At 61.4% G+C, this 16194-nt stretch carries 12 protein-coding genes; 2 read left to right on the top strand and 10 right to left on the bottom strand.

Annotated elements, in window-relative coordinates:
• Positions 1–100: 100 nt before the first annotated feature.
• From QRN04_RS06175 to QRN04_RS06155, 5 genes are all read right to left on the bottom strand, one after another.
• The gene (locus QRN04_RS06175; RefSeq protein ID WP_133830819.1) at positions 101–1888 is read right to left on the bottom strand and encodes a S1 RNA-binding domain-containing protein; all 1788 of its coding nucleotides are present in this window, start codon (positions 1886–1888) and stop codon (positions 101–103) included.
• A complete protein-coding gene (locus QRN04_RS06170; protein WP_166651675.1) occupies positions 1885–5268 on the bottom strand; it encodes a serine/threonine-protein kinase in 3384 nt (1127 codons plus the stop codon). Before QRN04_RS06170 ends, QRN04_RS06175 begins: the two co-directional genes overlap by 4 nt.
• 573 nt (positions 5269–5841) lie before the next feature.
• Entirely contained in the window at positions 5842–6159 is a 318-nt protein-coding gene (locus QRN04_RS06165; protein WP_133830821.1) for a hypothetical protein, read from the bottom strand.
• Between the two features lie 656 nt (positions 6160–6815).
• Positions 6816–8249 carry an MFS transporter gene (locus QRN04_RS06160; RefSeq protein ID WP_166183129.1) on the bottom strand — a complete coding sequence of 478 codons (1434 nt, stop codon included), beginning with the start codon at positions 8247–8249 and terminating at the stop codon, positions 6816–6818.
• 224 nt (positions 8250–8473) lie between these two features.
• Positions 8474–8773 carry a heavy-metal-associated domain-containing protein gene (locus QRN04_RS06155; RefSeq protein WP_133830822.1) on the bottom strand — a complete coding sequence of 100 codons (300 nt, stop codon included), beginning with the start codon at positions 8771–8773 and terminating at the stop codon, positions 8474–8476.
• Positions 8774–9058: 285 nt separating this feature from the next.
• On the opposite strand from QRN04_RS06155, the gene QRN04_RS06150 reads away from it, so the two are divergent.
• Positions 9059–9454 (top strand): cupin domain-containing protein, encoded by a 396-nt coding sequence (locus QRN04_RS06150; protein WP_133830823.1) that lies wholly within the window; start codon positions 9059–9061, stop codon positions 9452–9454.
• A gap of 198 nt (positions 9455–9652) precedes the next feature.
• Here QRN04_RS06150 and QRN04_RS06145 read toward each other — a convergent pair whose 3' ends face one another.
• From QRN04_RS06145 to QRN04_RS06125, 5 genes are all read right to left on the bottom strand, one after another.
• On the bottom strand, positions 9653–11809 hold the full coding sequence (locus tag QRN04_RS06145) for an amylo-alpha-1,6-glucosidase (protein ID WP_133830824.1): 2157 nt from the start codon (positions 11807–11809) through the stop codon (positions 9653–9655).
• 232 nt (positions 11810–12041) lie between these two features.
• On the bottom strand, positions 12042–12767 hold the full coding sequence (locus QRN04_RS06140) for a winged helix-turn-helix transcriptional regulator (protein WP_133830825.1): 726 nt from the start codon (positions 12765–12767) through the stop codon (positions 12042–12044).
• 191 nt (positions 12768–12958) lie between these two features.
• Positions 12959–13738, bottom strand: a complete 780-nt coding sequence (locus QRN04_RS06135) for an MBL fold metallo-hydrolase (protein WP_133830826.1) — start codon at positions 13736–13738, stop codon at positions 12959–12961.
• Between the two features lie 37 nt (positions 13739–13775).
• Positions 13776–14198 (bottom strand): PAS domain S-box protein, encoded by a 423-nt coding sequence (locus QRN04_RS06130; RefSeq protein ID WP_205679365.1) that lies wholly within the window; start codon positions 14196–14198, stop codon positions 13776–13778.
• 201 nt (positions 14199–14399) lie between these two features.
• Positions 14400–14882: an Lrp/AsnC family transcriptional regulator gene (locus QRN04_RS06125; RefSeq protein ID WP_056387789.1), complete on the bottom strand. Its 483-nt coding sequence runs from the start codon at positions 14880–14882 to the stop codon at positions 14400–14402.
• Positions 14883–15019: 137 nt separating this feature from the next.
• Between QRN04_RS06125 and ald the strand changes: the two genes are divergently transcribed.
• Positions 15020–16135, top strand: a complete 1116-nt coding sequence (gene ald / locus QRN04_RS06120; RefSeq protein ID WP_166183130.1) for an alanine dehydrogenase — start codon at positions 15020–15022, stop codon at positions 16133–16135.
• Positions 16136–16194 lie beyond the last annotated feature (59 nt).

The raw sequence follows: 16194 nt of genomic DNA, 5'->3' as shown, positions 1-16194 counted from the left end.
AGGGCGCGTTGAATTGCGCTTCTACTTGCGGCTCATGGGTCGATCAAATCAGATCTGGAGCCATGCACCTAGATCCGCCAATACAGAAGCGGGCCGTGTTTTAGCCCTGCAGTGCGAGCGAGACGCGTTTGCGTTCGGGTTGGACCTCAAGAATCCGGACATTGACGCGTCCTCCGATAGCGAGGCCGTTCCCCTCCGGCCTTCGCATGGTGGACGGCAGTCGCGAATTGTGGATGAGGCCCACGATGCCGTTTTCGAGGGTGACGAACACTCCAAAGACGGCGAAGCCTTGGATCCGGCCAGGAATCGTCTCTCCGGTGCGAAGCCGTGCCCATGCCTCATCTGGAGGCGTCTTCCTCGGCTTTCGGTGCCGTGGTGGCCGGCTGCTGTGGCCCTCACTGTTGTCATCTTGGGCATCGGATGCAGCGTTTGGCGACGTGCTCGAGGTGCTGGCATCGGGAAGAGCGGCCCCGGACGGGTTGGGAAGGTTGCCGACCACCTCCAATGCCTGCTCTCTGACCTGGTCCAGATACCGCTCATAGGCAAGGTCGGCAAGCCTGCGTTCACGGACGAGCGTTCCTTCCTCCATTCGGTACCGTCGGCTCCTGTCCCCTCTGAACGATAGCCAGTTGAAACTTGTCGTGACATAAAAGTCGTCGCCGACGAGCACCTTGGCGTGGGTGTTCTTCAATCGCACTACGGCAAGCTGTTTTGACCGTCGCGCTGCCGAATGAAGCTCGGTGAGGGACTCGTCGATCTTAGGCTGGTCTTCATATCCCCAGGCGATGATGACAGGGCACTTCGCAGCCAATTTCTCGATTTGCCTGATCCAGGTCTTTGTGACCACGGCACTTGTGATCCACGGGCTGATGATGAGGAGTCTCCGCCGGGCCTTTGTCACTGCTTCATCGAGAATCCAGGGATGCTCATAGGTGCCGAGCCACCGTATCGCGGCCGAATCGACAGTCTGGCCGGCTTCTGCGCCGGTATCCGGATGGGGTCCCACTGTCCCGGTTTCGGGACCGTCTGCCATCGCTTGGAGCGTGAGAACCTCTTCTCGCGCCATCGTCGGGGTAACGCCGGGCTCCGGTGAGTCGGTCCGTGTTTGGCCGTCGGCGGGCGACTGCGGTCCTTCAATTCTGATGCCGAGTCGATCGACGGTCTGAAGGCGCTCGAGTTGCACCTCGTGGGCCGGACTCCACGTACCGTCAATGTCTAGGCCCAGACGAACCGAGTCGGAGTCGATTCCTTTATAGATCAGCAGGATGGCTTCTTTGAAGTACTTCCGGTTCTCGGTGACACCGAGAGTGCCGAGTATCCGGTTGACCTGGTTCCTGCCCCCGAGAATTGCGGTGAGGTCGGCGGCGGACAGTTCGTCTACGGCTGCAGGTTCGCCTGACGCTGGCGGCAGGACCAATATTCCTACACGGTTCCCTACCTCGGCTGCGCGTGTGAGGGATCGTTTAGTCCAGGCGACTGGTTTGCGAACGATCCTGTCAAACATGACCGAGAGGGTGACGACTTTCGGAGCCTCTGCCACAGTATCCTCGAGTGCCTCTTGCCCAGGGGGCAGGAGTTGTATGTGGCGGTGGTCGGTGTCGAGCGCCCTGTAGTCGATCATCTCCCTCTGCAGCAGGGCCCCGATCACATTCGCGGTATCGTCTTGATCGAGTCCGAGGAACCAGGAGATTTCCTCGATCCGCTTCAAACCTAATTTGATGGCCCGGAGGGTGTATCGCTCGGCGACGCCGAGCTCGCTGGCTCTTTCGGCCAGCAGGTCGACGGTGAGCACTGAGGCTGGGATGGCGCAGGGCTCTGCGGACACCAAGAGGTGGCCAGGGATGACGTGGGCGTGGCGTCGGGCAGCGAGGGCGAGGGGGTCGGTCACACGAACTCCATTCGGCAATCGTCGGTGTGTTCTATGTGGTGGAGCACTCTTTTCAGCGGTCCGTCTTTCGCAGTGCAGAATTCCGAGTCTCCGACAATCCAGAGGAGTTCGCGTGCGCGTGAAAGAGCCACATTGATGCGGCCTTCCCCGAAGGACTCGGAGAGGAAACCCATTTCGAGTCGGGCGTTGCTCCGGGTGACGGAGAATATTACGACGTCCGCTTCTCTGCCCTGTACGGCGTCGATCGTTTTGACGCTGGTGTCGAGGTGGGGAAGATTAAGGGCCCGGACTGCGCGGTCCAGCATGTGGAGCTGTCGTTGGTATCCGGTGAGGACAAGGACTTCGATCCGGTTGCCGTCCAGACGGTGGAGCTCGCCTCTTTCGGCCATTTCTTCCAGTCGGGAAAGTCGTCGGCAGACGATGTCGACCTCGGTCGAGTTCGAGGAGCTTTTCGCCTTGGCCGAGTCTTCATGTCGGGTTTCGCGACGACTTGTCGAGAACCACGCCACGCGAGGTTGCCCGCTGAGGGCTTCTCCGTCGAGTGAAGGATGCGGATCGTGCACCAGTTGCTTGTCATAGAAGGTGTTGGAGATCAGTTGTCCGATGGGGCGAGCCATCCGATGCTGCGTGACGAGGCTCTCTCTGCAGTCATTTGGTGACTCTGCAACCAGGATGCTGAACAGCGAGTCGGAGCCGAGCAGTTCGTCGAGATTGTAGGTATCGACAAGCTCACTGTGGTCCATGACCTCTTCGCGCATCGGCGGGAGCTGTTTCGTGTCGCCCACGAGCACCCACCGGCGCGAACGCACCATGGGGACGAAGAGTTCGGTGGAAGTTGCCCGTGACGCCTCGTCGACGATGCAGAGGTCGAAGTCGATATCGCGGACGCTCTGGTTTCCCAAGAATCCCATGCACGTCCCGGCGATGACGGACTGTTTCGGAAGGAACAGCAGCTCGGCCGCGCGGGGATCCTGAAGGCTTGCCAGCCAGTCGGCTTGGGCGCGCATGATGTCCCGGAGGCGGGCAGCGTCGGGCCTACTATCCAGGCACGCTGCGGAAAGCTGGGTGAGTGTTTCGATGGTTTCCTGTTCGGCGACATTGGCATCAACGGCACCGGCCTGCTGTCGAACCGTGTCCAAGGCGAGGGCTGCCGCCTTCTCAGCCCTGTCCAGCCGATCCGTCAGTTCGTTTTCGACGTCGTCGTCGCTGTCCTGTGGGTCGAATGATTCGAGTTCTGCCTTACGCTGGTCCCGGAGCCGCAGCGCGGCTGCGGCCTCCTCTGCGGCGAAGGCCAATCGGAGGCTCAGGGCGGAGACGTCGGCGGCAGCGGCCAGCTGCTCGAGCCCTTGGCCAGCCCTGTGCCTCACTTCCTCCGTCCAGGCTTTGATCTTGTTCGGCAGGAGGAGATGGACCGCCTCCTGGGCTACCTGGTCTTCTCGCGTCGAGAGTCGGACAAGGCCGTCCACTCCTGCCCTGTCGAGACGGCTTACGGCGTTGTCAAGAGCAACGTGCATCTGGCTGACGAGGAGGATCCTGTCATTTGGACGGGCCCTCAGGTGCTGGGCGACGAGCTCGCAGATGAAGGACGTCTTTCCGGTGCCCGGTGGGCCTTGGACGAGGAAGAGGTCAGAGGCTCCGAGTGCCTTTGCCACTGCGACCTTCTTGTCGTCGTCGAGGTCCGCGTTGATGGGCGCGAACTCCACTGGCTGGGCAGGAGAGCTCGACGCGGGGTCCAGTACCAGGTCGCGAAGGTCCGGGCGCAGGCTTCTTTGGTCGCGGAGCGAGCCGAGTGCTTCCCGTTGTCGCCGCACTGCGGTGTTCGAGGCTGTCCGGTTCCTGACCAGGACTCCGTCTTCAGGAAAATCGGCAGGGTTTCCTGAGATTCGGACGGTCGCCTCGTCTCCGTCGATCTCCTCCACGACGCATGAAACAGCGGTTCCGGACGTAGGCCGGGCTGTTTCGCGGGCCAAGAGGTCCTGGTCGAGGATTTCCTCACGCGGTTCGTGGTCCAGTTGGAGGTTTGCGGTGTTCCAGTGACGGGAGTTGAGCCTGTATCCGACAGGGTCTTCGAGTTTCCTGTCGAGTTCCTCCTTGGCCTCGATGAGTCGTGACCAGCCGTCAAGTCGGCTTTGGCGGAATCGTTCGCTGTCGCGGTCCTCGGCATCCTGGATGGCCTGCCGAAGGAGTTCGTGAAGCTCGTTGGTCGCGCGGTATGCAGCCAGCGGGCTCGCCGGTTGCCGGGCGGTCCAGATGTACTGATCTGACGGCAGGAGGACTGCTGCTGGCGAGCGACGGCGTGCCTCAAGTTCGTAGAAATCGCGGACGTCGGCTCGCGTGCAGACCATGCCTCCCTGCGTGAACTTGACGACGAGGCAGAGCTCGTCGCCGACGAGCTCGAACTCGTCCGGGTTGAGGATGACCGCTGAACCCTTCTGGACTCTGCGGGGGACGGCGTACGTGGCTGTTCCCATGAGGGTTTCGATCGAGCGTTCAGGGATCGAGTCAGCACGTGCTTTCAGCAACTGCGTGCGGGCCTGCGTGGTGAGGTTGACTGCCATCTCGGTTTGGGCGCGCCATTTCCGGCTGCGGTTGGAGTGGAGCTTACGGAGCTCGAGGTCCAGGACCTGGCCATCTTTGGGCCTGTTGCTCGGGTCATTGCTCAGACAGCGCTTCAACAGGTCCATAACCTGTTCAGGGACATCTATGCCGTCTACGTCGTCTGACAAGGCTCGTGAGATGTCTGCATAGTTGCGCAGCTCGTAGGGGACGAGACAGCGGACTAACGTGGCTGCGAGCCCGTGGACGTCCCGGTTCGCTGCCGCCTTCGTAACCTTTTCCGGCGGTGCATAAGGCGTGGAGGCGTGGTCCACGACTGTGGCATCTCCCGGTGCAGCCACTTGGTTCTTAATTTTGCTAATGCCGAAGTCGGCAAGCAGCGGTCCATGGCCGTCCCACAAGACGTTGGTGGGTTTGATATCCCTATGCAACACACCGTTGGCGTGGGCGTGGGCTAGCGCGCTCGAAAGGGGGAGCCCAATAGTCTCGCACAGATCATCCCACCCTGGGGGCTCGCCCAGGGCTGCGAGCCATTCCGTCAGGGAGTCTGGAATCCACTCGAGGACGATGTAGTAGTCACCACGTTGGGCGTCGAAGCCTTTGTCGAGGAGCCGGGCGACGTTGGGATGGTCGAGTCGGGCAAGTGCATCCGTCTCCCTCGTGAAAAAGATGGCGTTGACCGCATCCTTTGTGCCTGGAATGACCTTAACCGCGACTTCTTTACCACTGTCCAGATCGACGGCCTTGAAGACATCGCCTTGTCCACCTTGCCTGTGGCTACCCCTGATCGCCGCATACCGATCCGCGATGAACTCTTGCGCCATTCCCCCAGCTGACCTGAGAACTATTACCGTCATCCTAGCCGGGACCTGCAGCAAAGGTCGGCGGGAGTGACACCAGACAACGATTTTCGGGTCCTCCAACCTCTCCCTGAAACGGGACCACGGCGTTGATCTCCCGGAGGATCGCGAGATGTCGCGCGCATGGTTGACGGCAAATCGGCCACTGCTCGTACGCCTCCACGCATACATGCTTAAGGGGATAGACCCGGAGGAAAGCGAATAACGGTGTGAGCGAGGGTGCTGCGATTCTTGCATTATCAGGCAGAACGGTGCGAACACCACATGAACACCAGGGTCGGACTTCTTCCTGCTTAGGCGCATGGACGCGCCGGGAGACAGGAGCCGCGGCATGGACGGATAATGAGCGGCTATGGAACCAAATGCTGAGGTTCCCGCGGTCCCTGTCCAGGGGAAGAGTGGGCCTCGCCTGGTTCAGTTGATGTCCGCGCGACGCATGCCGGGCCTCGGCATATCCAAGGGTTCTTGCCAGTCCGGTCTGCATGACGAAAGAAAGAACCCCGACAGCCGGGGCTGTCGGGGTTCCGTCGAGGCCTGTCAGGAGCCGCTGATCTTCCCTGCCGCGATGAGCTGCTGGGCGCGATGCTGCTGCTCATCGTCGCCAAAGCGCGTCACCGCCGTCATCAGATCCATGCCATCCTCAAGTCCGCCATAGATCTCCTCCAGCCGCTCGCGCGAGCCGCCGAGCAAGTTGATGCCGCCCAGCGCGTTGATCTGCTCGAGCTGCAGGTAGGCGCGGTACACGAGGTCGACGTGTACACCGTCATCGGCGGTGAAGGGGTTCGGGACGTAGTCGGCGTCCGGCGTAAGGCCATCCGTGTCGAGGCCCAACTGGGCCAGCTCGTTCTTGTTCATGGATGCTTCTCCTTGGTTTTGGGACTGTCACTCGGCTGTGACGACTCTCGATCTGAGACGGTCAGGATGCCCCCGGCCGGGCTCCGCCTGGCTGGAACGCCTGCGGGCCGACCATGATGATCACATTGATTTGGACGTCACTTACCTGGCGTACCAGGACGTCATCGACGCCTTTCAGCATACCGATGGGTGGACCAGCAAGCGTGGCAGGAAAGCGTAAAGACCATGTGTGCGCGCCCTGCTGACATCGAAATTCTGGCTGATTGGTGGACGGTAACCAGGATCGGTCCGACCAGCTCTGGGGTTCTCGTGGGTACCGCAGACCTACAAATTCCGTTGCATGTCCTCCAGAATGGGGATACACCAGGGCTAGGCTGGCGGAACACAAAGTCGGAGGAGGATCCCCTGAAGCGCAGCACCGGGTTGTTAGCGGCCAGGAATACTGCCCACAGGGGCGGGGAAGCCCGGGTCAACCGCCGCTTCGAAGCGTTTCGCGAGGTCCGCCGGCTATTGAACGGTGACCCGGTGGTATCTAGGCGAGGCTCTAGCTGCGCTTTTCGAGCGGACGATACCTGTCGCCGAGCATGCGCGCCCAGGCACAGGGGCGCGCATGCTGTACCTTCTCGTCACTGGAGACAGTCCCTGTCCGGGTCCGCCTAATGAATTCCGGCCGCAGCGGGGGCGTTGGCCTGTGCCGCGGTTCGGGAAGGCAAGGTAGCTGCAGCCAGTATTCCTGCAGCCACCAGCAGCCCAGCCGCGACGGCAAGTGCGCTGCCGTATCCGGCGACCAGTTGGCCTGCCTCGGTGACGGCCGAATGCTGGCTGCTGTTGCTGACCGTTGCAGCAACGCCTGCCAAAACGGCCAGTCCGAGGGCAACGCCGATTTGCTGGGCCGAGTTCAGCAGCGCAGAGGCAATTCCGGCCTCGGTTTCCTTCGTGTGATATACGGCGGCCTGGGTCAGGGCGATAATGCCGAGACCGAACCCAAGGGCGAGGATGAACATGGCCGGTGCCAGGTGCAGCCAGTAGTTCGTGTTTACCTGGATGAAGGAGAACCAGAAGGCAGCCCCGGCACTGAGCAGTGCCCCCGCTGCTGCGATGAGGCGCGTGGCCATCTTCAGCAGCAGCTTAGGCGCGGCCCCTGCCCCGAGCACCAGCCCTGCCGCGAACGGCAGCCAGCTGGCACCGGTCCGCAGAGGGCCGTAATGCTGAACCTGCTGGAGATAGAGGGTGATCACGTAGAAGCTGCCCATGGGACCAATGGCTAGCAGCAGCATGGAGGCGTATGCGCCAGCGCGGCCACGGTCCCGGAACAGCCCCAGTGGGACCAGCGGCGTGCTGCTGCGGGATTGCAGGGCGATGAAGGCAGCCAGCAGCAGGGCTGCAGCGGCTACCAGACCAAGGCCCAGAGGGTCAGCGAAACCCTCCTCGCCAAAGCGGGTAATTGCGTACACCAGGGCGACCATGCCGCTGGTTCCCAATACGGCGCCCCTGACATCGAGACTCCCGGCGTGCCGTCCTGCGCTCACCAAGGTCCGGCTGCCCAGGAGCACGAGGATGCCGATGGGTACGTTGATGAAAAAGACCCACCGCCAGCCGAGGGTGTCGGTCAGGCCGCCACCAAGAAGCAATCCCACCACAATTCCGAGAGCGGACATCGCGCCGTACAGCGACAGGGCTGCATCACGGGTCTTGCGTTCGGAGAAGGTTGTCGCAATGAGGGCCAGGGCGTTGGGCGCAACCAGTGCTGCTCCCAGCCCCTGAACCGCTCGGGCGGCGATGAGGGTCTCGCTGTTGGGGCCAAGACCCCCGGCCAGCGATGCGATGACGAAGAGGGCGAGACCGGCCTGCAATGCATGCCGCCGTCCGTAGAGATCGCCAAGCCGACCGCCCAGGAGCAGCAGAGCCCCGAACGTGAGGTTATAAGCATTCACAATCCAGGGCAGATGCACGGCGTTCACCCCGAGTTCCTGCTGGATGCTAGGCAACGCGATGTTCACGATGGAGTCGTCGAGCACCAGCATCAGCTGTGCGGTCGCGATCACCAGCAACGGCACCAATCCGCGCCGCTGTCCTGTTTTTCCGGTCATAGCATGTCCTCTACAAATTGGCGGGCAGCAGAGCCCGCAGAAAGTTCAGGGGGTACCCGAGTCGGGTGTTTTTTGGGGTTGCGCGGCCTGCTGGGGTTCGGGTGGACCCCGCTGGCCAGTTGTGGAGGGATTCATTCGCCCGCGGGCGCGCTTCGATGCCTCCTGTTTCGGGAGGGGGCGCCAACTTCTGGGCCGTTTTTGCGGCGTGAAGTTCCAGGGAATTACTAGCCGCTAACCACGTAACCGGCGGCAATGACGGCTTGGCGTACAGCAGCCGCGGCGGCTTTGCCGCCCATCAGGAGGCGGGAAAGGCCACCAGGAACGAGCTCAATAGCCACAGAATCCACTCCCTCAAGGACCAGGACGGCCTTCTCGACTGTCTGGGCACAATGCCGGCAGGTTAGGCCCTCGAGAGTGAGCTCAGCAGCGGAGGAGGTGGGCTGCGAAAAGACGTTGGCTGTGCAGCAACTGCATCCCGCACTCGAGGCGAGGGGAAGCTCAGTGCGGTTTCCAGATTCAAACATGTCAGTTTCCATTCCTTGATGGAGCATCAATGGGCGCTGGGGTTGACGGGCCGTGAAAGCGGGTGTTGGCACCGGCCGGGACATGCCTTGTCACTGACAACGCATCCACTATACCCCCCGGGGGTATAGTGCGCAACGTGGGTAGATTTGAGCGCCGTTTATGCGTGCCTGCGGTATGGGGGTCAGTACAGCTTTCGTACTTGTCCGGTAGAGAGAGCAGGTCGCTGAATTGAAACAAGGCGTCACTGCGGACGCTTTACACGACGAAGGAGCAGAGGAAGAACTATGGCTGTAGACCTCACACGTATGCAGAAGGCCAATTTTGTCGACGAGGACAAGTACGAACTCATTACTATCGGGCGGATCACGAAAAGGATGGTGACCCTTGACGGGGCCAGCGCCCTTCTCGTCCGTTTCCCGGTGGGAGCATCAGTGACGGAGGATGCGGTCAAGACCGGAATTCTCGACACGGATATGTGTCCCATGCCGCATGTCGCCTACATCCTGGAAGGCAGTTTGGGGGTGCGCCAGCGTACCGGATCCGAGGAGGAATTCTCAGCCGGAGATCTTATGATGCTGCCGCCGGAGCATGAAGCATGGACCGTCGGGGACAGGGACTGCGTCTTTATCGAATTCATGCGTGGGACCAGTGACGTCTACGACTACTGGCCGGAGCACTGAGCGGGCGCGTAGGCGCCATGTGAAGTGCGGGCACGATGAGCGCTGAAGATAGCGCTCATCATGCCACGTCTCCCGTTGGGCAAGTCGCCGCGCCTAACGGGAGGCGTGCCAGAAGTCATCATCTAACTGTTCGCCGGCTTCGTCCCAGAGGGGATGGCGGCGCTGTAACATCGAGGGTGTCGACGACAGTCAGGCTGCCTACTTCCGTCGTCGGCGGTCTGCCTGTTCGACCAGTTCCGTAATCCATGGCCGATGTCCGCGTCGAAATTCCATCCACTCAGGCAGGCCCTGAATAGAGGGGCCGGACCTATCGATGTCGATGGTGATCCGGCCGCCACCCACAGGTGCGTTGGTGATGTGCAGATCACCATAGGCTTCCGGAAGCACAGGATCCATCCACAGTCCCCGACGGGAGACATGAACGTCGTACCGCATCAGGTTCGTCACCAGGAGGATCGGGGCCGTTGCTGCCCAAGCCTGGGGCGAACACGCCGTTGGATAGGGTACGGGTTCGGCGAACTGATCACGGCTGAAGCCGCAGAAGAGCTCGGGCAAGCGCCCGCCCGAGAATTCGGCGGCTTCCAATATCGCAGTGGTAATGCGCTGTGCTTCCGCCACGAAGCCGTATCGCAACAGACCGGCAGCGATGATTGCATTGTCGTGGGGCCATACCGAGCCGTTGTGATAGCTGGCCGGGTTATATGCGCCCATGTTGCTGGCCAAGGTCCGTATACCCCAGCCGCTGAACATCTCCGGAGACATAAGCCGCTCGGCAACCTGCGGAGCCTTGTCCTCGTCTACGAGTCCGTAGACCAGACAGTGGCCCATGTTGGAAGCACACGCGTCCACCTGTCGCTTCCTGCCGTCGAGTGCGATTGCATAGTACCCCCGGTCCGGCATCCAGAACTGCTCGTTAAATCTCCGCTTCAGTTCCGCCGCCCGATCGGCGAGATCATCTCCCCGTGCCGTGTCGCCCGCGTCGTATGCCATCCAGGCACGCGCGGTATACGCAGCATAGACATAGGCCTGGACTTCACAGAGCGCGATCGGGGGCTCCGCAAGTGTTCCATCGGCAAAATTGATGCCGTCCCAGGAGTCTTTCCAGCCTTGGTTTATCAGGCCCTGGTCGTTGAGCCGTTCATATTCGACGAAACCGTCGCCGTCCTTGTCCCCGTAGTGACGTATCCATTCCAGGGCGCGGTCCGCGTGGGGCAGCAAACCGGCGATAATATCTGCTCCGAATCCCCACCGGCTGACGGCTCCGAGCACATCCACAAATAACGGAGTCGCGTCGACGCTCCCGTAGTAGGCTGAGTTGCCTCCAAGGGCCAAACCGGCATTGAGGCTAAGCCTTACTTCGTGCAGGATCTTGCCGGGCTCCTCCTCGGTCAGCGGGTCCACGATGGTTCCTTGCCGGTCCGCCAGCGTCTGCAGCGTCCCCAAAGCCAGTGAGGGATCCACCGGTAACGCCATTTCCGAGGCCCACAGGGAATCCCGGCCAAAGAGCGTCATGAACCACGGCGCACCTGCCGCCACCACAACGCGTTCGGGATGATCCGGATCCTCGATCCGGAGGGCACCCAAGTCGTCGTAGCTCCGCCGTAACGTACGCTCAATGGATCGGTTACCCATGCGAACGACGGGAATCCTGGCAACCCATTCCTTGCGGCGCCGGTCACTGGGGGACAACTCCTCCCCCTCAGGGTGGACAAGGGTGGCGCTCCGGCCAGAGCCTTCAACCTCAACCCGGGCACTGACGACAGCGCTCCAGTCCCCTTGCGGTGGGACAGATACCAGAAAGGTGACCCCCTCCGGCTTCACCTCTGCTCCCGGAGCCTGAATGACGACCCGTTTTCGCATGCCTTGCCAGACACCGGAAATGGTCAGCTGGTCCCCATCCACGTACCGGGTTGCGTCCCACGCACGCTGGATCCGGGCTTCCTTCACTTCAAAAAGGTCCGCGAAGTCAGCTTCAACCTCGAGGGAAATCGCGCATTCGACGGGTTTGGTTGAATAATTGCGGACGGTAAGTCGCTCCTGAATACCCGCGCCGACTTCCCGCAGGCGCTCCACGATCAGCGGGCTGTCGGCATATCCGTCGGAACGGGGAACGCGACCTGCAAACAGGGCCCGGAACGGCTCGCGCGTCTCGGCAGCGAGGGACTCAAGCGGATGACTGTTGACTGTCAGGTTCCAGCGGGACAGGAATCGGGTGTCCTGCACGAACAGGCCATGCGGGTGCTCGGGATGAATGTCGCCATTGGGCAAAGAAATGCAGAACGAGGTTTCCTCGACCAGGGTGACGGTCCCTGCCCCTACTGGGCCGGCAGCCGTGTCAGCATTCCATCCAGCCATCCTGGTTCCTCCAAGAAAGCAGCGCCGGCACAACGTGGTCTCTTAGACACGCTTGGGCGACGGCACCTCTGTTTACTTGACCCTACTCTCCCCCGGCTAAGGGGTGTAGACCCTGTTTCATATCCCTGCATGGCATCCAGAAACAGGACCCAGTGCAACGTACCTGTATAGCAGGAAGCCGGGAAACGGCGGGCCTGTCAACCGCGGGGCACCGTATGGTGGGCGCTGACCGTTAGGAAGCTGCCCGAGGGGCGAACCAGCCGGAGAAGTCCGCAGCCCACTCTTGCGGGCCAACAAACCCGATGGAGCCCAGCTGCCGCGCCTCCTCACAGCGGCGCAGACCCCACCAGAGGTCGTAGAGCACCCGCGGGGCGACATGAACCTGAAGATCCGGGACACGTTCTGCGCGGCCGATGCTCGCGGTTGTCTTGCTGTTCTCTGTGCAGATCCAGCCATGAAGGGGAGCTCCCCTGACGTTGTCGAACTCGAACCCCAGGACAATCGACTTCCTGGGCAGGGAATCTGTCACAAGGCTGCGGCCCATGTGTTCGAGCAGCGTGCCAAGCCCTGTCCGCAGGTCATTCTCAAAGGGCGCATGCCAATGACTCGCCCAGAGGCCCAGCGACTCCAAGGTCTGCCGCAGCGCGTAGCCGACCGGCGTCAGTCTGTAGCGTCGTGAGCCGCGGGGGCCGGTTTCATCGTTGCGAACGACAAGCTCCAGCTGGACCAGGCGCTTGAGCCGCTGGGAAAGCAGTGTCCGCGAAAGGTCAGGCAGGGCCCGGGACATATCGTTGAACCCCATTTCACCGCAGAGGAGTTCGCGCACGATCAATAGGGACCAGCGGTCACCCAGCAGCCGCAGCCCTTGTGATATCGACCAATAATCGGCACTCGGGCGCCCTGCTGTTTTCGCCAGGTCGTCTTGTTCCCGGGTGAACTGCTCCGCAATGGTCGTCATCGTCCCTGAGCTCCAAGCGATCCGTGAGTTGTGCTGCCACCATTCTTCCCGACCCTTCGAGGTGCTGTGTGTGCGCCACGCACATAAGTTGATGCCCGCCTGTCCGTCGCAGGCCTTCACCGGTTCTGCCTTTAAGCAAGAATCGAAGGTTGGCCGATAACCGTCCAACCTTCGATTCTGCGGTCCGTTTGCTAGAGCCGGATGTCTGCAGACTCCCCCGGTTTCAAGGCGATGAGGAGTTCGCTGAGCCCGGCATCGGCGAAAAGCTTGCTGATCTGGTCCGCATTCTGGCTGAAATGTTCCCACGAATCCTCGTGCACTGGAACGACCTTCTTGACACCCATGATCTTGGCCGCCTCCAGGGCCCGGTCATTGCTGAGGGTGATGTACGCGCCATCTGCGATCACATCGAATTTTGCGCCGCCGACGAAGAGCACAGCGATATCAATGGCTGGAAAACGATCCGCAATTTCGCGCACGATATCCAGCTCGGAGTTATCACCGCTGATGTAAATCGTCGGCATGCCCTCTGCTTCGAGGACAAAGCCAATAACGGGCCCGAGTGCGTCCCACACGCCCTCCGGGCCATGATGCGCCGGCACTGCCGTGATTTTCATCTGCCTGCCATCGGGAAGCGTAACGGTATGAGTCTCGTAGTCGCTGGTCCCGCGGACGTTGGGGCCGAAGTTCTTCGCAGCCTCCGTCGTGGTGAGGGCAAGCGGCACCATCGTCAGAAAACCCCGGCCGGCCACGTCCAGGTTGTCGATGTGCTCGTGGGAGGCGAGTGCCAGGTCAACGTGGCCAAGCTCCTCGGGGGTGGCGCTGGGGGCGAGCTTCTTGATGACGGGTCCGGCGATTGGGTGGTGGTAGACCTGGGGGGAATCGAAGGTGGGGTCAGTGATCATCCGGTAGCCGGCGATCTCGAGGAGCAGGGTCGGTCCTCCAATGAGGGTTGCTTTGACGTCGTCCATAATTTCAGTCCTTTATCGGGTCGGTGGCGGCCGGGGTTCAGCTCTTGCTCGTCATTTGAGCCGTGATGTCTTCCGCCCCGTGCAGGACATAGACGAGCTTGCCGTCATCGTCGAAAGCCGGAGCGTTCAGGGGCTGGAACCACCGGGGCTCGAAAATCCCGTCTGAGTTCTCGATGTCATAGCGAACAGGCGGAAGAATATCGATCTTGCCGGTTTCGACAACACGCTCGATGGAGCTGCGCAGAATCTCTGTTCCCTTGGCGTCAGGGTTGTCCGGGTTGTCCGGAAAAGCCTCGAGGATGTCCATGCCGACGATTCCCTCGCGGCTCTTTCCCGTAGATGCAAGGAACGAGTCAGTGGCAGCGACGATCGTTCTGTCGGGGGTGACGATGATGTATTGGTTCGGCAGACTTTCGAAGATTTTCTGAAAGTCGGGGTTATGTGCATCTGAGGATGACACTTCGACTCCTTTCCCTGATGAGCGACTCTTTCGCGTCTCGTATTGCCATTGCAGCAGGTGGGGCCGCCCCCCACTAGTGCAATACATGGACTGGAAGGAGTCAGCGTCCCTGCTGTTTCGCCGACCAGGGCCTGCCGCAGATGTCGGGAAAAACGGGGATGCCCTTTGGCTTGGGCCATCGGCGGCATTTGTCCCAGATCCCTAGAGTCCGAAGGCGGTTCCGTGGCCATGCTCGAACACGAGGTTGGTCTGGGTGCCTGCGACGGCAGGATTCGATGACAGATGGTCCAGTACGAATTGACGGATGTGCTCGGTATTCCTGGCCGTGATGTGGATCAGGAAATCATCTGCACCGCCAAGAACGAAGAATTGCTTGATCTCGGGCAGGTCCCGCAACTCATTTCCGAAGGCATTCATCAGGTGCCGGGCCCCAGGCCTAAGCCGCACGCTGACCAGGGCCTGGAGGGGCAGGCCCATTGCTTCGGGTGCGACTTCGACGGTGAAGCGCTTGATTACCCCCGACTCTTTGAGCGCCTTGAGGCGGGCAAGACAGGTTGACGGCGCAAGTCCGAGGGCCTCCGACAACGACTGATTGGTACGCCTTGAATTATTGGACAGCAGGCCAAGAAGCTTGTGGTCCACTTCGTCCAATGGCACCTGTTGCAGTTTCTGCGAGTCCGACACTCTGTAACGCTCCTCACAATGCAGGAATTAATGAGCTGCTTCCATTCTGCCGCAGATCCTGCGAGCAGGGCTCACGTTTCCGCATTTTCTGTCATTCTTTTGCCCACAAGCATCAATCCCCTCAGAAAGCATGAGTCATGATCATCTCCGTCCCCAAGGAAATCAAGAACAACGAGTTCCGCGTCGCGATCACTGCCGCCGGCGTCCACGAATTCAAAGCAAACGGCCACGACGTGCTCGTGGAAACCGGCGCCGGCGCCGGTTCCGGCATCAGCGATCAGGAGTACGCCCTTGCCGGAGCCGAGATCGTCGAGACCGCAGAGGAGGCCTGGGCGCGGGCCGACATGGTGATGAAGGTCAAGGAACCCGTGGCATCCGAATACCGGCACTTCCGTGAGGGCCTGCTACTTTTCACCTACCTGCACCTTGCAGCGGAACCCGCACTGACCCAGGCGCTTGTCGAATCCGGTGTCACCGCCATCGCGTACGAGACCGTTCAGGAAGGCCGGGCACTGCCGCTGCTCGCCCCGATGTCCGAAGTGGCCGGCCGGCTCTCCGTCCAGGTCGGTGCGACCTCGCTCATGGCGCCGGCAGGGGGCAAGGGTGTGCTGCTCGGCGGCGTTCCGGGCGTCCGTCCCGCCAAGGTTGTCGTCCTCGGTGCAGGCGTCGCCGGCACCAACGCCGCGGCCATGGCGCTCGGCCTCGGCGCCGACGTCACCATCCTGGACATCAACATCAACCGGCTGCGCGAGCTGGACGCCCAGTACCAGGGCCGCCTGAAGACCGTAGCGTCCAACTCATACGAGATCGAAAAGTCCGTTATCGATGCTGATCTCGTCATCGGCTCCGTCCTGATCCCGGGCGCCAAGGCACCCAAGCTCGTCACCAACGACCTCGTGGCCCGGATGAAGCCCGGCTCGGTGCTCGTTGACATCGCCGTGGACCAGGGCGGCTGCTTTGAAGATACCCACCCCACCACGCACCAGGAACCCACGTACAAGGTCCACGAGACGATCTTCTACTGCGTGGCCAACATGCCCGGCGCTGTCCCGAACACCTCCACCTACGCCCTGACCAACGTCACGCTCCGCTACGCGGTGGCTTTGGCCAACTACGGCGTCAAGGGTGCTTTCGACCGGCTCCCCGCTCTCGCCGGCGGTCTGAACGTGGCGGCAGGCAAGGTCACCCACAAGTCTGTCAGCGATGCCCACGGGCATGACCTCGCCGACTGGCAGGACCTGGTAACGGTTTAAGGCATCGGCCGTGTCTGCCCGATAGAAGGCAGACACGGCCCGCTTCACAGGAAGGGAAA

It is taken from the genome of Arthrobacter sp. efr-133-TYG-104 (assembly GCF_030208915.1).
Lineage (GTDB): Bacteria > Actinomycetota > Actinomycetes > Actinomycetales > Micrococcaceae > Arthrobacter.
The sequence above is the reverse complement of the archived record's forward strand: the minus strand, read 5'-3'. Positions and strand labels throughout refer to the sequence as shown.